Below are 22,883 nucleotides of genomic sequence, written 5' to 3'. Positions count from 1 at the left end.
CGGTCCAAAGCCTGCGTGAGGGCACACCGAGCCTAAGCGAGGTGCCGAGTGGTGGGGCAAGAGCCTTTTGGTTACTTTTGGGCTCCTTTCAAAAGTGACCCGCTGTAAGAGCGGAACCAATACAAGCCATCACCCAAAAACGGATATGCCCCCAAAAAGAAGCATCACCCATTAGCCAGCTCTTCCAGATGATCCATCAACTCCTGCGGCTTAAGCACCAACACATCACTGTCCACCGCATCCAGCACCACCTCCGCCGTATTCCCGATCAACGCCCCGGAAATCCCGGTGCGCGCCACCGTACCAATGATGGTCACCGCCGCCTGCCACTTGTGCGCCGCGTGAGGAATCAACACATCCGCCGGCCCTTCCTCGATATGCAGATGAGTGTCGTCAATATCAAACTCCGCCTGGAACGCCTTGCACTGCTCACGATAGCGTGCCTCGATCGTCTCCTTGAGCTGAAATACCGGATCCGCCGCCGACAGCATCGGCGACGGATGCGCACTGATCACATGCAACTGCGCCTTCGCCAAACTCGCGATATCAAAACCATGATCAATGATCGAGTTATGCAGCGCCTGGTGCTCCGCATCAGAGTTCCCCACATCAATCGCCGCCAAAATCACCCCGCCAGCCCAAGGCCTGGACGTCTTCACCAGCAGCACCGGAGTCGGGCAGTAGCGCATCAACTTCCAGTCGGCAGGCGTCAACAGCGCCTTTTTCAGCGGGCTGTCAGCGAAATGCTGCTTGACCACCAACCCACAACCCTCCGCCTGCTGCACGTCGATGATGGTTTCATGCAGGCTGTCATTCCACGCCTGTTCAGTCGTGACGCTGTAGCCATCCTCCTGCAAACCGGCCTTCAGCAGGCTCAACATCGCAGAATGCTCGTGCTTCTTGTCACACACCAACAAATGCAAATGTGCCCCGGTGACGCCGGCAATCAGCTTGGCGCGCTTGAGGGCCAGGCTTTCCGAATGCTCGGGCTCGATGACCACCAGGATGCTACGGATGGCTTGCATGGTCGGGTTCTCCAAAAAAGGGTGGGCGTGGAACAACTATAGTTGCTGCCCGGCACACGTCATGTTGATGCACATCAAGCCCGGTAGCTGGCGGTCTGCGGCGCGGTCGGTATAATCGCCGGCCTTTTGTGAATCTTTGCCCGTGAGCCCGATGAACCTGCCAGAAATCCACGAATTCCTCGGTTGCCGCACCCCCGACGGCTGGGTCCAGGCCGCGTTGGCCGACCAGGAAACCCTGCTGATCGACCACAAGAACTGTGAATTCAAGGCCGCCAGCACCGCCTTGAGCCTGATCGCCAAGTACCATTCCCACGTCGACCTGATCAACCTGATGTCACGCCTGGCCCGGGAAGAACTGGTGCACCACGAGCAAGTCATGCGCCTGATGAAGAAGCGCAAGATCGAGCTGCGCCAACTGTCCGCCGGCCGCTACGCTTCGGGTTTGCGCAAGGTGGTGCGCAGCCATGAACCGGTCAAACTGGTGGATACCCTGGTGGTCGGCGCGTTTATCGAAGCCCGCAGTTGCGAGCGTTTCGAAGCACTGGTGCCGCATTTGGACGAAGAACTCGGCAAGTTCTATTTCGGCCTGCTGAAAAGCGAGGCCCGGCATTTCCAGGGTTACCTGAAACTGGCTTACCAGTACGGCGACGCCAAGGACATCGCCCAGGTCATCGACCGTGTACGCGCCGCCGAGCAGGAACTGATCGAGTCACCGGACGTCGAGTTCCGCTTTCACAGCGGCGTGCCAGCCTGACGCAACCGCTGCACCGAGCAACGCGGTGATCCCGGCGAGTATCAGGATCACCGCCTGCGTCCCCAGCGGCGCCGCCAGCAGTGCGATCAGCAAACCGGCCAGCGGCTGCGAGAGGTTGTTGAGCAAGGTCAGCACGCCCACCGTCTTGCCAAAGTCCCGGGCCGGGATTACCCGTTGTCGGACGCTGCGGATGTACACGTTGAACATCTTGTCGAAACCGGTCAGCAGCAGGAAACCCACGGCATAAGCCCACACATTCGGGCTGATGGCCGTGATCAACGCTCCCACGGCAATCATCGAATACGACAAACCGCCCAGCACCTTGAGCGGCAGGGAAGCGCGCGCCAGGAAAAACAGGATGGCGATGGTCACCAGCGCGCCGGCCGCCTGCAACCCGGCGTAGGTGTCCTTGCCGGCGGCGTATTGGCCAATGACCATCGCGGCGGAAGTGGCGAGGGTGACGCCGATGATCAGGTTCACACCCACCGCCAGGGCGATAATCCTTTTCAGCTCCGGCAGGTCGCGGATATGCCCGAAGGCAACGCGCAACGGTTGCAGCCAGATGTCGTTGTGCTGCTCGAAAGTTTCAAGATTGACCGTGGTGTGGCGTTGCCAGATGCGCATCGCCAGGTCCGCCAGCAGGAACAGCCCGGCAACCCCCAGCACGACCCAGTGCCAGGCCCAGACGCCCAACATCAGCGCCGCCACCAGCGGGCCCAGCACCAGCCCGGTCTGGTCGGCAATCTGCGAGTAGGACAAGGTCTTGGCGTAGGTGTAATGCTTGAAGATATGCGGCAGCAGCACCTCCCGGGCCATGATGCCCTGGGTGGTCAACACGCCGCACAGCGCCGAAAGCATGACAATCCAGTAAATCCCGTCGAACATTCCATACAGCAGCACCGCCGCCACACACGCCAGCGCCCGGTACACCTGGCTGATATGCAGGACGCGCACGGCGGGATATTTGTCGCACAACGCCCCGCACACCGGGAACGACAGGTACCGCGGCAAGGATTCGACAAAAAACGCCAGGCCCGCCCACGACACACTGTTGGTGGTCTGGAACACGATCAACGGCACGATGAACAACAGAATCTGGTCGGCCAGGCGTGACAGAAACAACGAAATGAAGAAAGCCAGGTAATCCTTGCGCATGGTGTGCTCGTGTCCGTGAGTCAAATCGTCGTCAGTAGCCGGAGCCGGATTTATCCGTGAGATTGTGGCGCTCGTCGCCCTTGAGCGGCGGGTTGAATACGCTGACCAGCACCAGGTCCTGCTCCTTTCCGCCTCTTAGATAATGGCAGTCGTGTTGGTCCAGCGCATAAATATCACCGGGGCGGATCGGGTAGACGTTACCGTCCATATCTTCGACTTCACCCTCACCGGCGATGCAGTAGCAAGCCTCCAGGTGATTACGGTATTGCAGCAGTGACTCGGTGCCGGCACGCACGACGGTGTGGCAGACGGTATAACCCATCCCGTCCTTTTCCGTCAGCAACCGATGGCTGGTGCCAGCGCCCCATTCGACAAAGTGCGCGGTGTTTTCTATGTCTGATTTGTGACGAACGAACATGGTTTTCTCCCGCTATGTAGGTAGAGGGCCATGATTCTCTTGTGTTTGTGGTGTTGTCATCAGCGACACTTCCGAAAAGCGTGTGGGGCGCATCTGGCGGACGGTACCGAGTTAAAGACTGCGGTGAAACTGTTAAAAACTCTTAAAAGCATGAAGCTTCGTCGGCCAGTGATGGCCAGCTGCTTTAGTCTGCCGGCTTGCCACCTATAATGCGCACACTTCAATCCGCGCGTGCACTGGAAATTTATGGATAACTTGGGTCTCGGCAAGGTCTTGCTCGTGGAGGACGATGAGAAGCTGGCAGGGCTGATCGCCCATTTCCTGTCCCAGCATGGCTTCGAGGTGCTGGCCGTGCACCGCGGCGACCTGGCGCTGGCGGCGTTCCTGGAGTTCAAGCCGAAGATCGTCGTGCTCGACCTGATGCTGCCCGGCCAGAGCGGCCTGCATGTGTGCCGTGAAATTCGCAACGTGTCCGACACGCCCATCGTGATCCTCACCGCCAAGGAAGACGACCTCGACCACATCCTCGGCCTGGAGTCCGGCGCCGATGATTATGTGATCAAGCCGATCAAGCCGCCTGTGCTGCTGGCTCGCCTGCGCGCCCTGCAACGTCGCCAGGCGCCGGAACCCACGGTGCGCGGCGCCCTTGAGTTCGGCCGCCTGGCCATCGACCGCAGTTGCCGGGTGGTGAGCCTGGGCGGGGAGAAGATCGACCTGACCACCATGGAATTCGAACTGCTGTGGTTGCTGGCCAGCGCCGCCGGGAAAATCCTCTCCCGCGATGACATTCTCAACCGCATGCGCGGTATTGCCTTTGACGGGCTCAACCGCAGCGTCGACGTGTACATCAGCAAACTGCGCGGCAAGCTCAATGACAACCCCCGGGAACCGGTGTGCATCAAGACCATCTGGGGCAAGGGCTACCTGTTCAATCCGTTCGCCTGGGAGGTCTAGATGTTAAGGCTGTTTCTGCGTCTGTATATCATCCTGGCCATTGGCTTGGCCGGGGCGATCTGGCTGGTGAACTATACCTTCGATGAGCTGTTGCCGGAGGCCAACGAAACCTACAACCGCGAAGCCCTGCGCGGCCCGGCGTATGGGGTGGTGGAACAATTGCGGCCGGTGACGGGGGAAGCGCGCGCCGCCCGCCTGGCCGAGTTGCAACCGCACTATGGGTTGCGCCTGGCGCTGGTGCAGCGGGACAGGCTGAAACTTACCGAGCGTGAACAGCAACTGCTGGCCAGTGGCGAGTTGGTGGTGCGTGGGGATTTCATGGAGTTCATCTCCAACATCGACGGCGGCCACCAACTGCTGGAAATCAAACTGCCGGAAGAGCCCAAGTGGCTGTACATGTGGGCCTATGGCTTCCTCGGGCTGTGCCTGGCGATTGTCCTGTACTTCTGGGTTCGGCCCCATTGGCGTGACCTGGAGCATATCCGCCTGGCCGCGCAACGTTTCGGTGACAACGATCTCGGCTCGCGCATCCTGCTGCCGCGCCGTTCTACCGTGCGCGAGCTGGCGGGGCACTTCAACCAGATGGCCGAGCGCATTGAAAGCCTGATCGCCAACCAGCGCGAGTTGACCAACGCCGTGTCTCACGAGCTGCGTACGCCGATTGCGCGGCTGTCGTTTGAGCTCGACCAGCTCAAGCAACAGGCCGATCCACGGGAGAGCCGCGCACTGATCGCCGACATGTATGCCGACCTCGGCGAGCTCGAAGAAATGGTCTCGGAACTGTTGACCTACGCCAGCCTGGAGCGCGGCGCCACGCAGATCACCCGGGAAAGCATCGAGGCCCACAGCTGGCTCGACAGTGTGATCGGCAGCGTCGCCCTGGAGGCCGAGGCGGCAGGCGTGCAGTTGCTGCTGCGCACCTGTGAAGTCGATTACATCCGTATCGAGCCGCGCTTTATGGCACGGGCGGTGATCAACCTGTTGCGCAATGCAATTCGCTATGCCGACCGGCGCGTGGAAGTGTCGCTGGTGAAGTTTGGCACCGGCTATGAAGTACGGGTCAATGACGACGGTCCCGGTGTGCCGGTGGAAGGGCGAGGGAAGATTTTCGAGCCGTTCCTGCGCCTGGACGCCAGCCGTGACCGCCGCACCGGTGGTTTCGGCCTCGGCCTGGCGCTGGTGCGGCGGGTGTGCCAATGGCATGGCGGGCAGGTTGAAGTGCTGGATTCGGAGTGGGGCGGGGCATCGTTCCGGATGACCTGGGCGTATGCCGAGTAATCATCCAGGAGCCATGGAGATCAAATGTGGGAGCGGGCTTGCTCGCGAAGGCGGTGAATCAGTCGTCGGATACATTGACTGAAACACCGTCTTCGCGAGCAAGCCCGCTCCCACATTTTGATTGGGTTACCAAAGTTAGAACGTGTACTCGACCATCCCCATCACCGACGTCTGCAAGCGTCTCTCCACAATCGGGCTTTGCCCGGCCTTGTCTGCCAGGTACTGCACATCCAACAGCGTCGAAAACTGTGTGTGTTCGCTGATCGGCAAGCTCCACACCAGATTCATCCCGTTGCTGATGTTGCCGCCGCTGGCCTTGTAGGCCTTGAAGCGACTCTGTGCGGCCTGGCCGGTGGTGACGCCGTACCAGGTCTGCAGGTAGTTGCTGTCGCCAAAATGGCTGCTGAGGCTGGCATCCAGCGAACCGTAGTCGCCGTCGTACAGGTTGGTGCCCAGGCTCAGTTCCAGGTGGGTGAACGCCTTGCCGGAATCCTTGTGATCATCTTCCTCAAGCGCATGCTCCAGGGTTGCGCCGAGAATCACCCCGCCCAGGTTATAGCTGCCACTGACACCCACTTGGGCGCGAGTCTTGATCTCGCCCATACCCTTGAGTTTCTTCGAGCCCGGGCGCCCGGTCTTGCTTTCGTCCTTGCGTGAGCCGCTGGCGCCGACGTAGGCGCTGAAGCTCGCACCGCCGCCGTCATAACCCCAGCCCAGGCCCTTGTCGGTGTCGACGAAAATCCCCCACGGGCTGACGATGGCCGCCCCCAGCACCGGCGCGGTGACTCGCTCGTCGCTGCCGCTGTAGCGGGGCAGGTTGGCCACGCCGGCCTTGAGGGTGTATTCCCAGTCGTCGGCCAGCAGGGTGTCGGCGCTGGCCAGCAGGCACAGCGACGTCAGGGACAGGCACAGGTGTTTTGAACGCATGATGGTCTTCATGTGAGGTCAGAGACTCAAGGGGTTGTGGGGAGAATCGGTACGTTTGAAGTGGTAGCCGGAGGCGCTCAGGCCGTTGACCTGGCGACTCACGGTATCGCCCAGGCCATAGCCGTTGCCGGCCAGCACCGCGTGGGCGTTGTCCACGGGCAGCAGGATGTAGTCGGTCAGCGGCTCGTCGTGCAGTTGGCCGCGGATCACCAGGAAGCCGTTCTCCAGGCGCACGCTGATGCCGCTCAGGGGCGCGTCGGGCTCATGGGTGTTGAGCACTTGATAGGTACCGATGGTGTCGGCCCAGGCATTGCTCAGCGGGGTCGGTTCGATGCGTTCGCCCACCGGGACGCGTTGGCCGTGGCTGCGGGCGGTGAGCATCTGGCGCCCTTGCACCGTTACCACATCCAGCTGCACACGGCCCAGTTCGCCGAGGTCCTTGAGCCAGAAGCCGAGGAATTTCTGTTGTGCCCGCAGCCAGCCCTGGCCGTCGCGCAGCAGTTCGAAACGGGTGTCGGCCAACTCGCCATACAGCTGGCCGTTTTCGTCCTTGATACGGAAGACACTCCAGGCCGTGGCGTAGAAACCCGCCAGGCGCCTGCGGTCGATCGCGGCGGGCACCTGGCGGATTTTCAGGCCGTGGGCGGGCGCCTGGCAGTTGTCGGCACACACCGGGTCGCCGGTCTGGGCCTGGAGCATCAGGCGCAGGGTGTCGGTGGTCAGGGACACCACCATCTCTTCGGCGTTGCTGTCGTTGGCCATCACGATCACGGCCAGTTGCTGGTCCGGCAGCATCGTCAGTTGCGCCGCGAAATCATCTCCGCCACCGCTGTGCTGGAAGGTGCGAATGCCGGGGCCCACCGGCTCATCGCCGCAAGGGGCGAGAAACCACCCCAGGCCCATCTGGCAGTCGAAGTCCAGGGCGTTGCCGGTGTTTTGCTGGCTGAACATCTCGTCAATCGACTGGCTGCCCAGTACCTGTCTGTCTTTATAGAGGCCCCGGGCGAAGAGCATGCGCACGTAGTGGCTGAGGTCCTTGGGGCTGCTCCACAAGCCACCGGCCGCAAGGTCGCGCACCTGGGCGTCGGCGCTGACGGTGCCGTCTGCATAACCCCGGGCGCGAAAGCCCGGTTGCGCGCCGGTGCCGACGAAGCTCGACTGGTTCATCTCCAGGGGCTTGAGCAGGCTGCTTTGCAGTCGGGTTTCGAAATCCTGCCGACTGCTGCGTTCGATGGCGGCGCCGACCAGGGCGTAGCCGAGGTTGGAATAGGCCACCTGGGTCCCCGGTGGCGTGCTCAGCCAAACCCCTGAAATACGCATTGGCATCTGGCCCATGGCGAAGGTGTTGCGCACGTCCCGCAGGTGTTCGCTGGGCAGGCCGGACTGGTGGCTGAGCAGGCGGCGCAGGGTGATGTCGCGGTCGGCGGCAGCCTGGTCGGAATGAAAGCGCGAGCGTACGTAGAACTCCCGCAGCGTGTCCTGGATCGGGGCGTCGAGGGCCAGGCGCTGTTGCTCCACCAGTTGCAGGGCGGCGGTGGCGGTCAGCAGTTTGGAGAGGGCGCCGGCGCGGAACGCGGTGTTGGGGGTGACGGGTTTGCCCAGGGCCTTGTCGGCCAGGCCAAAGCCCTGGGCCCAGATCAGTTCCTGGCCGTTGACCAGGGCGATGGACAGGCCGGGTATGTTTTGCCTGGCCATTTCGCTGGGAATGCGTTTTTGCAGGTAGCGGATAATTGCGCTGTAGTCGCCCTTGGGAATGGGCGGCGGGGCCGGCGGCTGGCCGTGGCAGCCGAGGCTGCCCAGCAGGCAACCCAGCAGCGGAATACTGCGCAATGTGCGAAACATGATGAGCACCCGAGGGGTGGTTTGGATGCTCGAATGCTAGGGGCGGGCCGTCGATGAGTCTTTGTGAGCTTTGTCGGGAAACTGTCAAAGACTGTTAATCGGCTGCCGGCCCAGGCCGGTTTATTTCAACGCCGGATCTCCTGGGTTGAGCTTCTTCCACGACTGCATCACCACCTGCGCCTTGGGCTCTTTTCCGTTTTCCAGGTAGTACTGGATCAACGACAGCCGCGCATTGCGGTTATACGGCTGCAATGCCAACAGCTTTTCCAGTTCTTCACAGGCCTGATCCACATGCCCGCTGTCATGCAGCGCCACCGCCAGTACATAGTTGTACTGCGGATTTGCGGGCTCCAGTCGCGCCGCTTCACGCAGGTGCGGCATGGCTTTGGCCGAATTCCCGGCGCGAATCAGCATCAACCCCTGGGTGTGCTGCAACAGTCCCGCATCGGGTTGCTGCTTGAGGTTGTCCGCCACCAGCGTCCGTGCCTCCTCGGCGCGACCGTTGGCCTCCAGCCATTGCGCCAGGGTCACCAGCGCCGGGAAGAAATCCGGATCCCGCAGCAACGCGGTGCGCAGCTGCGCTTCTACCTTGTCGCCGCGACTGCTGGCCTGGTACAGCATCGCCAGGTTGAGATTGGCTTCGGCCCGCTCCAGCAAGCTCGACTGTACATTTTCGTATTCGGCGATCGCCTTGTCCCAGTCCGGCCCAAGGCCCTGGCCCGAGGCGCTCAGCAGGTCACGGGCGGCAATGATCCGCACCGCCAGCACCGGGTCCCGCAGCAACGGCCCATACAACGCTACCCGCTCAGGCGGCGGCAGGAATGCACTGATCGCCCGCACTGCGCTCTCACGTACTTGCGGCGCCGGGTTGCCAAGGTCCCTGGTCGCCAGTTTCAACGCCTGTTCACTCGGGTAGTTCGGCAGTTCAGCCAGCAGCGTCGCGCGCTGGATTGCCGGCAGGTTGTTGCGTGCCAACTGGTCATACAGCGCTTGCGCCGCGCCTGGCTGGCCACCCCGGATCAGCAGCATACTTTCGGCGTAACGCGGTGCATGCTCGGGCTCGCTGGCACTCCAGAGCTTGAACTGTTCGCTGACCTTATCCCCGGGCCGGGGAATGCTGAAACTGTGGTCGTGCCGGAAGTCATTGCCCATGTAGAACTTGCCGGGCATGTGGCAATCGACGCAGAACGAACCGGGCTCGCCGGCCGCGTGGCGGGTATGTTCGGGGGAGTCGTAGTTCTTGGCCTGCAACCCGCGACCATCCACCGTGGCCACGGCGGTTTTGCCCGCAGTGTTGTGGCATTGCAGGCACAGGCCATTGCCCGGTGCTTTCAGTTCGGCGCTGTGGGGGTTGTGGCAGTCACTGCAGCGCACGCCCTTGTCGGCCATTTTGCTTTGGGCGAACGAGCCATGTTCGAACACTTCATCCTTGATCTTGCCGTCCAGCGCATACAGCTCGCGGGTCAGCACGCTGGGCAGGTAATCGTCCATCAGGCGTTTGCCGACGGTATAGCCGTCCCCCAGTGGCGCGCGGCGGGCGTGGCAGCGGGCGCAGGTTTCGATCTCGACGGTGGCGTCCTTGTCTTTCAAGTCCACGGCAAAGCCCGCGTGCAGCAGATCGCCTTTTTTCGCCGCCCACTCCACATGGTTCGACGCCGGGCCATGGCACGCCTGGCAGCCGACGCCCAGGCTGTTCCACTGGCTGTCGAAGCTGTTTTTGGCGGCATCGAAATTGCGCTTGTAGCCGGTGGTGTGGCACTCCACGCACATGAAGTTGGCGTTCTGGCTGGGCTTGCTCCAATGCAGCGGGTTCTTGAAGTTCACGCCCTGGCCGGGGTAGAGGTGAAACCAGCGGTTCTTTTGCGTATCCCACGCCACGCCCAGGGCCTGCAAGCGCCCCTCGCCAACCTCGATCAAATACTGCTGCAATGGCGCGATGCCGAAGGTATAGGCGACCTTGAAGTCCGCCGCCTTGCCGTCGGCGCCGGGCGTGTTGACCCAGAACTCATCGCCCCGGCGCGAGAACCGGGTGGTTTCACCCTCGCTGCTGAAGGACACATCGTTGAAGTCGGCCGGTACCGTCTCGGCGGTGGCGACTTGCATCGCCAGCTGGTGGTGCGAGCCTTGCCAGTCCTTAACCTGTGCCTGGTGACAACCCTGGCACTGCTGCTCATCGACCATTTTTGCTGGCGGCAGAACGGCCACCGGCTTGACCACGGGGGCAGGCGCCGCCACCCGCAGCCGGGGCGTGCCGGCCTGGAGGAAAAACCAGATTCCGGCCATGGCCAACAGCAGCAGGGCGATCAGTACGGGATACAGGTAACGACTGGGGGAATTACGGCGAGGTACGGCTTTATTGTCAGGCTTGGGCATTACGACTTCCGATGTCCGATGCATTGACGCTCTGGTGGCGCGCTTAAGCTCTGTGCAGCTTTGACGTTGGGCGCTTGCCTGTCAAATAGTCGCTGTGAAATACCCCACAACCTGTGTTGTCTGCCGGGTTATTTTCCCAGAGTTGGCTATACCTACAGCTCAACGTTCCTTCGATGACAGCCAGGGAGTTCGACGATGAAGCTAGGACTAATGATCGGCACGGTGTGCATTGCCTCGATCGGGGTGATGGGGTGTTCCAGCAAGGTGACGCAGCCGGACGAGTATTCCGGGTTTCTCTCCGACTACAGCAGCCTGAAGGAAGCCAAGTCCCCCTCGGGCGCTGACGTGATGCGCTGGGTGGACCCCAACCTGAACCTGAGCCGTTATACCGGCGTGTATATCGAGCCCACCCAGTTCTACCCCAAGCCACAAGCCACCACCAGGATTCCTGAAAGCACCTTGCAGGGCATCAACACCTACTACAACCAGGCGCTGAAGCGCGAGCTGGAAAAGTCCCTGCCACTGGCCAACGGGCCTGGCCCGGGCGTGATTGTAGTACGGGCGGCCATCACGGCCGTCAGCAGCAAGACCGAAAGCCTCAAGCCGTATGAGTACATTCCTGTCGCGCTGGTGGCCGCTGCGGTCAGCACCGGTACCGGGATTCGTGACCAGGAAACCACCCTGGGCACCGAGGCCCAATTCCTCGATGGCGACAGCGGCAAGGTAATCGCCCAGGTCGTGCGTAAAGGCACCGGCAAGCCGTTGTCGAACGACTCCCAGGTGATGAAGGCCGATGACGTGAAAAGCGTGATCGACGGTTGGGCGTCGGACCTGCACCAGTCGTATCTGAAGCTGAAACGCTGATGTGCCAGGCCCGGGGTTCGCGCCCCGGGCCGCATGAGCCCCCGACTACTGGCCGATGAACCAGCGGTAATAAGGGTTGGCGCTGTCTTGTTGCAACACCGCCTGGATATCCCGGCCCCAGGCGGTGCGATCGCCGTCATAGGCATGCAGGCTGGCGCGATAGAACTGCATCAGGCGCTGCTGTTCGCCGGCCAGGGTACGGGTGAACGCCGGGTCCGCATTCAGCAATGGCGCAGGCACCCGCAGATCCAGCAGCGCCGGGAGCACCCGGGCGATCTCTTTGCTGCGTACCCACGGTGCGTATTCGATACGCGGCTGGTCATCGGTGACCGGCAGCGCAGTGCCCGCAAAACGCTCCAGGCCCTGGCGATCGGTGACCCAGGTCGCGAGCAGGGTTGCCGCGGAATCTATGCCTACATCACTCAGGGCGCTGCTGACGGTCGGTTGCTCAAAGCGCTGGCGAATCCGCGTGGCGTCCAGTTCGATGGGCTCCATGGAGCCCACCAGCAGCATTTCGTGGAATTCGCTGGTCCACAGCGTCGCGTACGGAAACTCGTCGAGGAAGCTGCGCACCAGGGACTGTGAGTCCTCGATGTTTTGCGTCGGCAGGGGCAGCCATTGGGCCAGCAGGCCGTTTTTCTCCAGGCGCCGGGCAGCCAATTGGTAGAAGTCGCGGGAATACAGATTGACCACGCCAGCCGCCGACGGTGGCGGTGGTTCGAGGGTGATCAGGTCGTACGCCTGCGGGTTGCGCAGCAGTTCCTGGCGACCGTCCCGCAGACGCACGTCCACTCCCGGATCACTGGCAGCGTTGAAATTGCCCTTGAACAGCGGCGCCGCCTGGATCACCGATGGCAGCAACTCGGCGACTACCCGGTGCTCGAGCCCGGGATAACGCAGCAAGGCCCCGGCGGTAATCCCGGTGCCAAAGCCGATTACCAGCGCCGAGCGGGGCTCGCCGTTATGGATCAGCAGCGGCAGCAGTGCCTGGATCCGCATATAGCGCAGGGACGGCATGGCGTCGCCGGTGTTGGACACGCCCTGGATGTACAGGCGCTGAAAGCTGCGGGCGCCCTGGCCCTGGGTGACCACGGCGACCGTGGCGCCGCGACCTTCCTGGTAAAACGCCAGGCTCGCATTGCGTGCCCCGGGCAGCAGCTTGGCCAGGCGATCCACGGGCGTCAGTAAACCTACGGCCACAGACAGCAAACCGAGAGCGACTACTGCCTGGCGTCGGCCTTTTTTCACCCCGTGGCCACGACGCACGGCCATATAGCCCACGGCACCCGCGATCACCGCGAGCAAGCCCAGGGTACGCACCAGCCCAAGCCAGGGAATCAGCACAAAACCGCACAACATCACCCCGACAATCCCGCCGAGGGTATTGAATGCCACCACCGCGCCCACATCCCGGCCCACGTGCTCGCTGCCCACGCTCAAGCGCAGGGCCAGGGGAAAGGCTGCGCCAAGCAACAGGGTTGGCACAAACACGATGCACAGCGCGGCCACCGCAAAGCGTGCGCTCATGCCCGGCAGTTCGGCGCCGCCCAGGCTCAGCACCAGGGCTTCGGCCTGGGTTTGCAGCAGCACCAGCCAGCGGCCCAGCAGGGCGATCTCCAGCAAGGCCACCAACCCGGCACCGGCGATCAGCAGGCCGAAGATGCCCCATGGGTCGCGGACCCGCTCGACCCGCCGGGCCATCAACTGGCTGCCGATAAACAGCCCGGCCAGATACGTGGCGAGTACCACGGCAAACGCATAGGTGCGGGTGCTCATGAACGGCACGATGGACTGCGACCACACCACCTCGTAACCCAGGGCCACGCCACCGGCGACGGCGTACAGCACCAGGGCCAGGCGCGCCGGTTGCGCGCTGCGGGTGTGGCTGGTCGGCGCAGGCGTGTGATGCCGCACATACAACAGCGCGCCGACGGCGGCCAGCAGATTGAGCATCGCGGCCACCAGGGCACTGCCGCGCACGCCGAACGTGGCGATCAGCACGAAGGCGCTGAGCAAGGTGCCGGCAATTGCCCCGGCGGTGTTGGCCGCATACAAGCGGCCACCGGCCTGGCCCAGGGCCCTGGGGTCGATGTCCAGCGAGCGCACCAGCACCGGCAAGGTGCCGCCCATCAGCAGGGCCGGGATGCCCACCAGCACAAATGGCAGGACCCAGGCCAGCAGGCCGACCTGTTGTTCCAGCCAGGCAAACGGGCTGGCGGCCATGCTCAGGGCCACTGTGGCAGCCACGCCGAGCACGGCGACGAGAATTTCGAGGATTGCGTATAGCAGCAGCGGGCGTGACAGGCGATCGGCCCAGCGTCCGAACAGCCAGCCACCCAATGCCAGCCCGGCAAAAAATGCGCTGATGCCGGTGGTGATGGCGTACACCTCCACCCCCACGACCAGCGACAGTTGCTTGATCCACAACACCTGATACACGAGGGCAGCCATGCCGGAGATGAACAGCAGCAAGGCGGGAATCAGCGTGGTTGAGGTGTGAGCCAGTGCGGCAGGTTTGCTGGCGGTGCGTGACGACATTGCAGATAGCCTTATGGAAATACCGATCAAAGTGTGGCGAGGGAGCTTGCTCCCGCTGGGGTGCGAAGCGCCCCCAAAGCCAGACACCGCGACTTACCTGAAAAACCGCGCTGTCTGGATGGGGGCTGCTGCGCAGCCCAGCGGGAGCAAGCTCCCTCGCCACGGGTTGGGCGCCGCCCATAAGCGCGGCGCCGACGGCTATTGCGCCGGGTTAGCCTTCATTTTTTCCGCAATCTTCTTGTCCACGGCTTCGCGGATCTGGTCGATGCTGAAGCTGGCCGGTTTCTGGCTCGGCGGGTACTCGATGAACGTCTCGAGGAACTTCGCCGATTTGGTCACCGCCACCGCACCCAGGTAGATGTTTTTGGTGCTCCAGTCGTAATACTGGTCAGACACCACATCCGCGCGCTCATACGGGTCCATCCTCAGGTTGAAGATTTTCGGCACCCGCAGTTGCACGAACGGCTCGCTCCACACCCGGAAACCGCCCGGCTGGCGCTGTTCGGCAAACACCACCTTCCAGTTGTCGAACCGCACTGCCACCAGTGCACCGTCATCGTTGAAATAGAAGAACTCGTTACGCGCGCCTTTGGGTTGCTGGCCGGTCAGGTAGGGCAGTTGGTTGTAGCCGTCCAGGTGCACCTTGAAGTTGGTACCGCCCGCCGTCGGAGCCCAGCCCTTGAGCAGTTTGTCCTTGACGTCCGCATCGCCTGCGGCGGCCAGCAGGGTAGGGAACCAGTCCATGCCCGAGACCATTTCGTTGGAAACTTCACCAGGCTTGATCTTGCCCGGCCAGCGGATGATCGCCGGCACCCGGTAGGCGCCTTCCCAGTTGGAGTCTTTCTCGTTGCGGAACGGCGTGGTTGCCGCATCCGGCCACGAGAACTGGTTCGGCCCGTTGTCGGTGGTGTAGACCACAATGGTGTTGTCGGCGATCTTCAGGTCGTCGAGTGTTTGCAGGAGTTTGCCCACATCGCCGTCATGCTCCAGCATGCCGTCGGCGTACTCGTTGCCGGGCATGCCGCTCTGGCCCTTCATCGAGTCACGCACGTGGGTGAACACGTGCATGCGCGTGGTGTTCATCCACACGAAGAACGGCTTGTTGGCTTCGGCCTGTTTCTTGATGAACGCCTGGGCGGCGGCCGTGGTTTCGTCGTCGATGGTCTCCATGCGTTTGGTGGTCAGGGCGCCGGTGTCTTCGATCTTGCCGTCGGCAAAACTGTGGATCACCCCGCGCGGGGTGTTGGCCTTGACGAAGTCGGCATCGTCCTTGGGCCAGTACGGGCGCTCTGGCTCTTCTTCGGCGTTGAGGTGGTACAGGTTGCCGAAGAACTCATCGAAACCGTGGTTGGTGGGCAGGTATTCATCCCGGTCGCCCAAGTGGTTCTTGCCGAATTGCCCGGTGGAGTAGCCCAGGCCCTTGAGCGCCTGGGCAATGGTGATATCGCGTTTTTGCAGGCCCACCGGCGCACCGGGAATGCCCACCTTGGACAAGCCAGTGCGCAACGGCGTCTGGCCTGTGATAAAGGATGAGCGCCCGGCGGTGCAGCTGTTCTCCGCGTAATAGTCGGTGAACAGCATGCCTTCCTTGGCGATGCGGTCGATATTCGGGGTTTTGTAACCCACTACGCCCATGGAATAGGCGCTGATGTTGGTTTGCCCAATGTCATCGCCGAATATCACCAGGATATTCGGCTTGTCGGCGGCCCAGGCTGATGCCGAGACCCCCATCACCGATACCGCCACCAGGGCGAGTTTCGGCAGCCACTTGCGTAGGCGAGTCATATGACTTGCTCCTTTCTCGGCTTGAGTCGCATTGCCTGCGACCAACGTTTATTACAGTCCTTCGCGACGTCTTTTCTTATTGCACCTGCTGTTGCACAGCCGGCTCGAACGGGTAGATGCGCTTCCACTCGGTTGCCATGTCCACCACGGTCCAGCCTTTTGTCCTGGCTTCATCCAGCGCCTTGTCCAGGCGCCCGATGTGAGAGTTGCGGTCATAGGCCCACTCGCGCGTGGCGTCGGTGTGGTGCACCAGGCCCATGAAGCGTTTGCCCTGGCCGGCGGCTGTCCACTGGAGCATTTGCAGGTCGCCGTCGGAGTTGCCGAAGGCCAGGATCGGCCGGCGGCCAATGATCGAGTCGATGCTTTCCGGCTTGCCCGGGCCGTCATCGTTGTGGGCGAGCTTGGCGGTGCGCAGGACCTGCGGGGCGCCATCCTTGATCTGGAACGCGGTGACGAAGTTGGAGCCGATCACCTGTTCCGGCGGGACGCCGTAGACCACTTCGGTGAAGGCACGCATGAAGGCAGTATCCCCGCCGGAAACGATGTAGGTCTTGAATTGCTGGCTGCGCAGGTAGTCGAGCATCTCCAGCATCGGCTGGTAGATCATCTCGGTGTAGGGCTTGCCGGTTTTCGGGTGACGGGCCTGGGCGAGCCAGGTCTTGGCGTTGTCGATAAAGGCGTCGGTGGTGATCCCGGTATGGGTGGCGCCGATGATTTTCAGCAGGCCTTCCATGCCGCTTTGCGCCAGGGCCTGGTGATCGTTGTCGAGCACGGCCTTGAATGGCTGGGTGGTTTTCCACTCGGGATGCCGGGGGGCCAGGCGCTTGATTTCGTCGAAGGCAAACAGCACCTCGAAGTAGGCCGGCTGTTCGGTCCACAGGGTGCCGTCGTTATCGAATACGGCGATGCGTTCGGCGGGTTTTACATAGTCCCTGGAGCCTTCGGCGGTCACGGCCTGGACGAATTCGATGATGTGTTGTTTGTTCGCGCCTTCGCTCCACGAGGGCAGCGGATCGGCCGCCAGCGCAGGCAGGCTTATCAGCAGCAGAAGGGGCAAGACGCAACGCAGGGACGTCATGGGAAATCCTTTTCGCGACGGGGGTTCAGTGGTAGCAAGCGTAGTCGACGAAAGCGCCAGCGCAACGCCTCGCAGCCACGTCGCCACAGGGGTGGGGCTCGTGGCCATAGGCCATGCACGAGGTACGCGGCCAGTACCAGCACCACCAGGGCAGCGCTCCAGGCCATGCCGTGCCGTGACAGTTGCCAGCTGTGCTGGCCGAGTTGCTTGAGGTCCTCGGCGATGGAAAACGTCGGGGTGTAGGCAGTTGCGGCTTGCACCTCGATGCTGATCTCGGGCACCCGCGTGAGTTGCAGGCGATGGTTGCGGCTGTCCCACCATTTCACGCTGATCGCCGGCAGTTGGTAGTGACCGGGCTGTTCGACGCGGTACACCTGCCGGTCGATGCGTTGGCCGCCGGTGATGTTGCCGCGGCCATCATCCAGGTTGCCGATGACCGGCGACTGCGGGTAGCGACGCAGGCCTTTTACCTGGGCCTGGTCAGGTGGCGGCAGTGACAGGCCGGGGGTGTTGTCGGCTTGCAGGGTGAGGGTGCGGGTGAGGGTGTCGCCGACCTTGAGCGGTGTGGTGGTGACCGCCTGGGTCAGGCGCAAACCATCGGCCACCAGCACAGTTTCCCCGGGTTCGAAGCCGGGCGGCTGGGTCGCCTGGAATGACAGCGCCGCAGTTTGCGCACTCAACGGTGCGCTGGCCTGGCCGGGCTGGGCCTGCACCGTCAGGGCCGGGATGTTGAACGTCTGGGCCACGGACGGGGTGATGCGATAGCGGTAGCGCATGCCGTAGAAGGTCTTGCCCTCGAGCACCTGGTTGACGTGTTCGGATTCACTGTCCGGCGCCTGCACCCGCGCGCCGGGCAACTGCAGCGGCGGCAGGCTGGCGGCGGCGGTGAACCAGGTGTCGGTCAATACATCGACCTGCAATTGCACTTGTTCGCCCACCACCACGTTGTTGCCAGGCACCAGTTGCGCCTGCACCTTCAATTGCGGTTCGGCCGCCCACAACGGGCCAGCGATCAGCAGCAACAGCCAGCAGAGCCGGTTCATGGCTGGGCTCCCTGGTCCTGCAGGCTGAACTTGCGCCGCAGGAAGTTCGCCGGGGAAGTTGTCAGGTTCTGCAGCCACAGCGCGTCGTTGCTCGCCTGTTCGGTCTGGATAGTCTTGCTCTTGCCCTTGCCGGCGGCCTTGTCGAACTTGACCGCATCAGGCTTGACCTCGGGGGCGTTGTCCGAGGCGTTCTCGGTGTCTTTCTTCAGGGCCAACGCCAGCGCCAGGTTGGTGCTGGCTTCGGGGAACTGCGGTTGCTGCTGCAAGGCTTGTTGGTAGGCGGTGATCGCGTCGTCGAACTTGAAGCGGCGCACGTGGATATTGCCCCGGTAGAACGCGGCCTGTGCGGTGTCGAGTTGGGCGAAGGTCGCCAGGGCCAGGTCGTAGTCGGCGGCATTGTAGGCGGCGACGCCCTTCCAGTAGGGGTCGACAAACAGCGCGGCAGCGGCGGGGTAGTGATGGTGTTCGAAGGCCCAGCGGCCTTGCTGGTCGCGGGTGAAGAACGCGTCGGTCAGGGCATTGGCCTCGGCGGGCGCAGGTTGCAGGAACGCCCCCAGCACCAGCACCGCCATCCAGTTCAGGCTCCAGCCCCGGCGCACGCTGAACAACGCCAACAGCAGCAGCGGCCAGCACAGCCAGTAGCCAGCATCTTTCCATTGCAGGTTGCGCTGTTGTTCATCGGCGTTCTGGAAGTGCTGCTGGGCATGCAGTTCTACCCAGTCGAGGTCGTCATCGTTGAGGGTCAGGCTGCCCAGGGGCGCGTCGGTGGCCGCGGCCAGTTGCTTCAAGGCGTCGGCATCGAAGTTCACGCCGACCGCCAATACCAGCACCTGCAACGGGCTGTCCGCGAGGTGTTGTTTGAGCCGCGGCAGCTGCGCGAGGTCGGCGCCGTCGGTGATCAGCAACAGGCTGCCGGGGGCGTTTTCCGCCGCGAGCAAACGCTTGGACTGGTCGATCACTCCGGCCACATCCCGTCCGGGCTTGCTGATCAGGTCGGTGGCCAGGGCCTGGATAAAACTGTCGAGCAATGCCGGGTCGTCCGTCGGCGGCAATACCAGATGCGCGCTTCCGGCATACACCATCAACGCAGTACGCGCGCCCTGGCGGCGCTGCACCAGGTCCTGCAACTTGTGCTGGGCAGCTTGCAGCCGGGTAGGCGGCACGTCGGCGGTGTCCATCGACGGTGACAGGTCCAGGGCGATGATCAGCGGCGCGCGGTTTTCCAGGAAGTCGGGGCGGTCCTGTTCCCAGGTGGGGCCGGCACTGGCCAGTGCGCCGAAAATCAGCAGCGCGCTGACCAGATGCACCGGCCGCAGGCGATGGCGATCAGTCGGCGTCAACAGCAAATGTGGCAACAGGTGCGGCGCGATATTGCCCCGCAAGCGTCGTTGCAGGTCCTTGCTGCGGCGCCACAGCAGCGGCAGCAACAGGCCGAGCAACGCCAGCAGCAGCCAGCCCGGGCGCAGGAAGTGGAAGTCACTGAGGTTGAACGCCATCGCGGACCTCCCGATGGCGCAGTCCCAGATGCGGCCACAAAGCGGCGATCAGGTGATACAGCGCCAGCACGGCGATGGCTGCCGCGAGTGGGATCCAGAACAGATCACGCTTGGGCTGGTGGCTCAGGGTGTTCACCTGATGCGGGGTGATCTGGTCGAGGGTGGCGTAGACCTGGTCCAGGGTGTCGCGGTTTTCGGCGCGCAAATAGCGCCCGCCGGTGGCCTCGGCAATCTGTTGCAGGGCGCTCAGGTTGACCTTGGATTCGCCCGAGGCGCCCGGGTCGCCAATGCCGATGGTGTGAATCACCACGCCCTTGGCCGCCGCCATCGAGGCCGCGTGATCGGGCGGGATCGCGCTGCTGGTGTCGTTGCCGTCGGTGAGCAGGATCAGCACCTTCTCTTGCTCATGGGCCTGGTCCAGCAGTTTCAGGCTCAGGCCGATGGCATCGCCAATCGCGGTATTGGGCCCGGCCATGCCGATGCCGCTGTCATCCAGCAGCAGCGACAGGCTGGCGTGATCGAGGGTCAACGGCGCCTGGGGATAGGCACCGCTGCCAAACAGGATCAGGCCGATACGGTCGTCCTTGCGGCGTTGGATAAAGCCCTGCACCACCTGTTTGACGGCGGCCAGGCGGTTGATCTTCTGGCCATTGGCGTCGGTGAAGTCCTGGGTTTCCATGGACTGCGAGATGTCGATGGCCAGCATCAGGTCACGCACCGGCTGTTGGCGTTCGATGGGTTTTTCGATCCACACCGGGCGGGCAATGGCCAACACCAGCAGCGCCCACACCAGCAGGTTGAGCAGCAATTGCAGGCGATTGCTGCGGATGCCGCTGGCGGCGGGCGTCTGGCCCACGGCCCGGCTGAGGCTGGCAAAAAACGGCACGCGCACGGCGCTGCGGGCTTCGCGGTATTCCGGCAGGTAACGGTAGGCCAGCCACGGCAACGGCAGCAGGAGCAACAGCCAGGGGTAATCAAGCTGCCACATGGTGATGCTCCACCCAGGCTTTGCACCGGGCCAACAACTGTTCACGTTGCGCGCTGGACATATCGGCTGCCCCATACGCCAGGCTCGCCAGTTGAAGGCTGAAATCCTCCGGCAGCGGCGTACCGCCATGGCGCAGCAGGAACGCCTGCCAGTCGGCCCCGCTCAAGGTTGGCACGCGCTGGTGTTCTTCGGGCGCAAGGGGCATCGACAGGGCCACGCGCTTGAGCAGTTCCGGCAATTCGCGCAGGTCTTCGATCACGTTGAGGCGCGCCAGGGCTTCGCGGCGATAGGTATTGCGGCGCCAGCGCAACCAGGCGCGGACGCCCAGCACCAGCAGGGCAATCGCCAGCAAACCGAGCAGCACCCACCAGCCCCACGTCTGCGGCCAGTAGCTGACCGGCGCCGGCAGGCCCAGCTCCTTGAGTTGTTCGATGCTCGGCACATTGGCGTTCATCGCCGCGCTCCATTGCGCCGGCCCAGCTCATCGCGCAGTTGGTCAACTGCAGGCAGCGCCGTGCTGATCATCAACAGCGGCACCTGGCTGCGGCGCAGCAGGCTGGCGACGTCCCTTAGGCGCCCGCCAAGAAAGTCCCCCAGGGGTTGGCGCACCTGGCGTTTCTCTACGGCGAGTTCCACCTGCAACTGGCCCTGGGTGACCATCAGGTGCCCGCTATCCGGCACGTTCAACGCCAGCGGGTCATAGACTTGCAGGGCGATCACATCGTTGTGGGCCGACAGCTGCCGCATCAATTGCAGAGTGCGGTCACCGGCCCCGGCGAAGTCGCTGACGATGCAGATCAGGTGGTCATGCCCGGCCAGCGCCAGGCACCGTTGCAGCACCTTGTCGAGCTGGCCGTCGGCTTCATGGTCCGGGTTGCCGGCGCTCAACGCGGCGTTCTGCTGGACGATGCGGCTGCACAAGGCTTCGACGCGCTTGCGGCTGCGCAACGGCGCCACACTGTCGATGTGCTCATCGTTGAACACCAGCCCGCCCACCCGGTCACCGGCGTTGAACACCATCCATGCCGCCAGCGCGCCCAATTCGGCGGCGACGGCCGATTTGAAGCTGCGCACCGAACCGAAGAACATCGACATGCGCTGGTCGACCACGATGAGCGCTGGGCGGTCGCGCTCCTCGGTAAAGGTGCGGATCACCGGTTTGCCGGTACGCAGGGAGGCGCGCCAGTCCAGGTGACGCAGATCATCGCCGGGCTGGTAGCGACGCAGTTCATCGAAGTTCAAGCCGCGCCCGCGCAGCCGCGAGGCATGGTTGCCGGCGAGGATGCTGCCCTGGGGCTGGCGCGCGACGAAACTCAGGCCACGGGTCTGGAACTGCAGGGCCATCAACTGCCCCAGGGACACGTAGACCAGGCCGTCGGCGTTCATGCCGGGATCGCCACTTTATCCAGCAGGCGGTCCAGCACCTGGTCGGCCGTGACACCATCGGCCACCGCGTCGTAGCTCAATTGCAGGCGGTGACGCAGCACCGGGTGCGCCACCGTGCGCACGTTGTCCGGGGTGACGAAGGCCTGGCCGTGCAGCCAGGCGTCGGCACGGGCGGCGCGGTCCAGGCCAATGCCGCCACGGGGGCTGGCGCCGAGGCTGATCCAGCGCGCCAGGTCGGCGTCGTAGTCGGCGGGATGGCGGGTGGCGTTGACCAGGTCGATCAAGTAGCGGTCGATGGCGGGGGACACCTGGATCGCGCTGACCTCCTTGCGGGCAGCGAAGATCACTTCGGGGGCGAGGGTGAAGCCCCGGGTCGCCGCTGTGGCGGCATGCTGTTCTTCTTCACGCAGCAGGCGCAGCACCTGGCTTTCGTTGTCGGCGCTGGGGTAATCCAGCAGGACTTTCATCAGGAACCGGTCCATCTGCGCTTCCGGCAATGGGTAGGTGCCTTCCTGTTCGATGGGGTTTTGGGTGGCGACCACGATAAACAGCTCGGGCAGCGGATGGCTGGCGCCGGCTACGGTGATCTGGCGTTCTTCCATGGCTTCGAGCAAGGCCGCCTGGACCTTGGCCGGGGCGCGGTTGATTTCATCGGCGAGGATCAGGTTGCCGAACAACGGGCCTGGCTGGAAACGGATCTGGTTCTGGCCATCCACCTGGTGCAGCACCTCGGCGCCGGTGATGTCCGAGGGCAGCAGGTCGGGGGTGAACTGGATGCGACTCATCTTCGCATCCAGGTGCCGGGCCAGGGCCTTGACCGTGCGGGTCTTGGCCAGCCCCGGCAGGCTCTCCAGCAGCAAGTGACCATTGGCCAGCAGACCGATCAGGATCTGCCGGATGACCTGGTCCTGACCCAGCACGCTTTCGCCGATGCTGGCTTGCAGGGCGGTTAAATCGTTGAGCGTCGTCATCACAATCA

Annotated in this window: 19 protein-coding genes; 4 read left to right on the top strand and 15 right to left on the bottom strand. The window is 63.3% G+C overall.

What is annotated here, in order from left to right:
• Positions 1-164: 164 nt before the first annotated feature.
• Positions 165-1,025 carry a universal stress protein gene (locus HX839_RS24200; RefSeq protein WP_010171159.1) on the bottom strand — a complete coding sequence of 287 codons (861 nt, stop codon included), beginning with the start codon at positions 1,023-1,025 and terminating at the stop codon, positions 165-167.
• Positions 1,026-1,176: 151 nt separating this feature from the next.
• On the opposite strand from HX839_RS24200, the gene HX839_RS24195 reads away from it, so the two are divergent.
• Positions 1,177-1,779, top strand: coding sequence for a tRNA-(ms[2]io[6]A)-hydroxylase (locus tag HX839_RS24195; RefSeq protein ID WP_008431008.1), 603 nt, complete (start codon positions 1,177-1,179; stop codon positions 1,777-1,779).
• Here HX839_RS24195 and HX839_RS24190 read toward each other — a convergent pair.
• Both HX839_RS24190 and HX839_RS24185 read right to left on the bottom strand, forming a co-directional pair.
• The gene (locus HX839_RS24190) at positions 1,735-2,934 is read right to left on the bottom strand and encodes an MFS transporter (RefSeq protein WP_087693019.1); all 1,200 of its coding nucleotides are present in this window, start codon (positions 2,932-2,934) and stop codon (positions 1,735-1,737) included. The genes HX839_RS24195 and HX839_RS24190 overlap by 45 nt on opposite strands.
• Before the next feature lie 31 nt (positions 2,935-2,965).
• Positions 2,966-3,352 carry an ectoine synthase gene (locus HX839_RS24185; RefSeq protein ID WP_003217559.1) on the bottom strand — a complete coding sequence of 129 codons (387 nt, stop codon included), beginning with the start codon at positions 3,350-3,352 and terminating at the stop codon, positions 2,966-2,968.
• Between the two features lie 246 nt (positions 3,353-3,598).
• Here HX839_RS24185 and HX839_RS24180 point away from each other — a divergent pair, with 246 nt between their 5' ends.
• Together HX839_RS24180 and HX839_RS24175 are read left to right on the top strand one after the other, a co-directional pair.
• A complete protein-coding gene (locus tag HX839_RS24180; protein ID WP_003217561.1) occupies positions 3,599-4,306 on the top strand; it encodes a winged helix-turn-helix domain-containing protein in 708 nt (235 codons plus the stop codon).
• Positions 4,307-5,584 carry an ATP-binding protein gene (locus HX839_RS24175; protein WP_087693018.1) on the top strand — a complete coding sequence of 426 codons (1,278 nt, stop codon included), beginning with the start codon at positions 4,307-4,309 and terminating at the stop codon, positions 5,582-5,584.
• A 135-nt stretch (positions 5,585-5,719) separates the two neighbouring features.
• Here the strand turns inward: HX839_RS24175 and HX839_RS24170 are convergent, their stop codons facing one another.
• The 3 genes from HX839_RS24170 to HX839_RS24160 all read right to left on the bottom strand — a co-directional run bounded on the left by HX839_RS24170 (position 5,720) and on the right by HX839_RS24160 (position 10,726).
• Positions 5,720-6,523, bottom strand: coding sequence for a MipA/OmpV family protein (locus HX839_RS24170; protein ID WP_177067792.1), 804 nt, complete (start codon positions 6,521-6,523; stop codon positions 5,720-5,722).
• Between the two features lie 6 nt (positions 6,524-6,529).
• Complete coding sequence (locus HX839_RS24165; protein WP_177067791.1) at positions 6,530-8,353, bottom strand: serine hydrolase; 1,824 nt, start codon at positions 8,351-8,353, stop codon at positions 6,530-6,532.
• A 120-nt stretch (positions 8,354-8,473) separates the two neighbouring features.
• On the bottom strand, positions 8,474-10,726 hold the full coding sequence (locus HX839_RS24160) for a tetratricopeptide repeat protein (protein WP_177067790.1): 2,253 nt from the start codon (positions 10,724-10,726) through the stop codon (positions 8,474-8,476).
• Between the two features lie 195 nt (positions 10,727-10,921).
• Here HX839_RS24160 and HX839_RS24155 point away from each other — a divergent pair, with 195 nt between their 5' ends.
• Positions 10,922-11,590 (top strand): DUF3313 domain-containing protein, encoded by a 669-nt coding sequence (locus HX839_RS24155; protein WP_177067789.1) that lies wholly within the window; start codon positions 10,922-10,924, stop codon positions 11,588-11,590.
• Positions 11,591-11,635: 45 nt separating this feature from the next.
• Here the strand turns inward: HX839_RS24155 and HX839_RS24150 are convergent, their stop codons facing one another.
• From HX839_RS24150 to HX839_RS24110, 9 genes are all read right to left on the bottom strand, one after another.
• On the bottom strand, positions 11,636-14,128 hold the full coding sequence (locus HX839_RS24150) for a fused MFS/spermidine synthase (protein WP_177067788.1): 2,493 nt from the start codon (positions 14,126-14,128) through the stop codon (positions 11,636-11,638).
• Positions 14,129-14,326: 198 nt separating this feature from the next.
• A complete protein-coding gene (locus HX839_RS24145; protein ID WP_177042128.1) occupies positions 14,327-15,913 on the bottom strand; it encodes an arylsulfatase in 1,587 nt (528 codons plus the stop codon).
• A gap of 76 nt (positions 15,914-15,989) precedes the next feature.
• Positions 15,990-16,991, bottom strand: coding sequence for an HAD family phosphatase (locus HX839_RS24140; protein ID WP_177067787.1), 1,002 nt, complete (start codon positions 16,989-16,991; stop codon positions 15,990-15,992).
• Positions 16,988-18,034, bottom strand: a complete 1,047-nt coding sequence (locus HX839_RS24135; RefSeq protein ID WP_177067786.1) for a BatD family protein — start codon at positions 18,032-18,034, stop codon at positions 16,988-16,990. The genes HX839_RS24140 and HX839_RS24135 overlap by 4 nt, the downstream gene beginning before the upstream one ends.
• Positions 18,031-19,530 (bottom strand): VWA domain-containing protein, encoded by a 1,500-nt coding sequence (locus HX839_RS24130; protein ID WP_177067785.1) that lies wholly within the window; start codon positions 19,528-19,530, stop codon positions 18,031-18,033. Before HX839_RS24130 ends, HX839_RS24135 begins: the two co-directional genes overlap by 4 nt.
• Positions 19,511-20,518: a VWA domain-containing protein gene (locus HX839_RS24125; RefSeq protein ID WP_177067784.1), complete on the bottom strand. Its 1,008-nt coding sequence runs from the start codon at positions 20,516-20,518 to the stop codon at positions 19,511-19,513. Before HX839_RS24125 ends, HX839_RS24130 begins: the two co-directional genes overlap by 20 nt.
• Positions 20,505-20,972: a DUF4381 domain-containing protein gene (locus tag HX839_RS24120; RefSeq protein WP_177042118.1), complete on the bottom strand. Its 468-nt coding sequence runs from the start codon at positions 20,970-20,972 to the stop codon at positions 20,505-20,507. The genes HX839_RS24125 and HX839_RS24120 overlap by 14 nt, the downstream gene beginning before the upstream one ends.
• Positions 20,969-21,904 carry a DUF58 domain-containing protein gene (locus HX839_RS24115; protein ID WP_177067783.1) on the bottom strand — a complete coding sequence of 312 codons (936 nt, stop codon included), beginning with the start codon at positions 21,902-21,904 and terminating at the stop codon, positions 20,969-20,971. The genes HX839_RS24120 and HX839_RS24115 overlap by 4 nt, the downstream gene beginning before the upstream one ends.
• The gene (locus HX839_RS24110; RefSeq protein WP_177067782.1) at positions 21,901-22,875 is read right to left on the bottom strand and encodes a MoxR family ATPase; all 975 of its coding nucleotides are present in this window, start codon (positions 22,873-22,875) and stop codon (positions 21,901-21,903) included. Before HX839_RS24110 ends, HX839_RS24115 begins: the two co-directional genes overlap by 4 nt.
• Positions 22,876-22,883: the final 8 nt, after the last annotated feature.

Origin of the sequence: Pseudomonas sp. I8001, assembly GCF_013385345.1 — a bacterium.
Taxonomy (GTDB): Bacteria; Pseudomonadota; Gammaproteobacteria; order Pseudomonadales; family Pseudomonadaceae; genus Aquipseudomonas.
This window is presented reverse-complemented; position numbering and strand designations above follow the sequence as displayed.

Bases quoted from the DNA above. Each gene is read 5' to 3' on its own strand.
- HX839_RS24140 (WP_177067787.1), bottom strand. From the start codon at position 16,991: ATGACGTCCCTGCGTTGCGTCTTGCCCCTTCTGCTGCTGATAAGCCTG.
- HX839_RS24115 (WP_177067783.1), bottom strand. From the start codon at position 21,904: ATGAACGCCGACGGCCTGGTCTACGTGTCCCTGGGGCAGTTGATGGCC.
- HX839_RS24110 (WP_177067782.1), bottom strand. From the start codon at position 22,875: ATGACGACGCTCAACGATTTAACCGCCCTGCAAGCCAGCATCGGCGAA.
- HX839_RS24145 (WP_177042128.1), bottom strand. From the start codon at position 15,913: ATGACTCGCCTACGCAAGTGGCTGCCGAAACTCGCCCTGGTGGCGGTA.
- HX839_RS24160 (WP_177067790.1), bottom strand. From the start codon at position 10,726: ATGCCCAAGCCTGACAATAAAGCCGTACCTCGCCGTAATTCCCCCAGT.
- HX839_RS24200 (WP_010171159.1), bottom strand. From the start codon at position 1,025: ATGCAAGCCATCCGTAGCATCCTGGTGGTCATCGAGCCCGAGCATTCG.
- HX839_RS24195 (WP_008431008.1), top strand. From the start codon at position 1,177: ATGAACCTGCCAGAAATCCACGAATTCCTCGGTTGCCGCACCCCCGAC.
- HX839_RS24175 (WP_087693018.1), top strand. From the start codon at position 4,307: ATGTTAAGGCTGTTTCTGCGTCTGTATATCATCCTGGCCATTGGCTTG.
- HX839_RS24165 (WP_177067791.1), bottom strand. From the start codon at position 8,353: ATGTTTCGCACATTGCGCAGTATTCCGCTGCTGGGTTGCCTGCTGGGC.
- HX839_RS24170 (WP_177067792.1), bottom strand. From the start codon at position 6,523: ATGAAGACCATCATGCGTTCAAAACACCTGTGCCTGTCCCTGACGTCG.
- HX839_RS24155 (WP_177067789.1), top strand. From the start codon at position 10,922: ATGAAGCTAGGACTAATGATCGGCACGGTGTGCATTGCCTCGATCGGG.
- HX839_RS24130 (WP_177067785.1), bottom strand. From the start codon at position 19,530: ATGGCGTTCAACCTCAGTGACTTCCACTTCCTGCGCCCGGGCTGGCTG.
- HX839_RS24190 (WP_087693019.1), bottom strand. From the start codon at position 2,934: ATGCGCAAGGATTACCTGGCTTTCTTCATTTCGTTGTTTCTGTCACGC.
- HX839_RS24180 (WP_003217561.1), top strand. From the start codon at position 3,599: ATGGATAACTTGGGTCTCGGCAAGGTCTTGCTCGTGGAGGACGATGAG.
- HX839_RS24185 (WP_003217559.1), bottom strand. From the start codon at position 3,352: ATGTTCGTTCGTCACAAATCAGACATAGAAAACACCGCGCACTTTGTC.
- HX839_RS24135 (WP_177067786.1), bottom strand. From the start codon at position 18,034: ATGAACCGGCTCTGCTGGCTGTTGCTGCTGATCGCTGGCCCGTTGTGG.
- HX839_RS24125 (WP_177067784.1), bottom strand. From the start codon at position 20,518: ATGTGGCAGCTTGATTACCCCTGGCTGTTGCTCCTGCTGCCGTTGCCG.
- HX839_RS24150 (WP_177067788.1), bottom strand. From the start codon at position 14,128: ATGTCGTCACGCACCGCCAGCAAACCTGCCGCACTGGCTCACACCTCA.
- HX839_RS24120 (WP_177042118.1), bottom strand. From the start codon at position 20,972: ATGAACGCCAATGTGCCGAGCATCGAACAACTCAAGGAGCTGGGCCTG.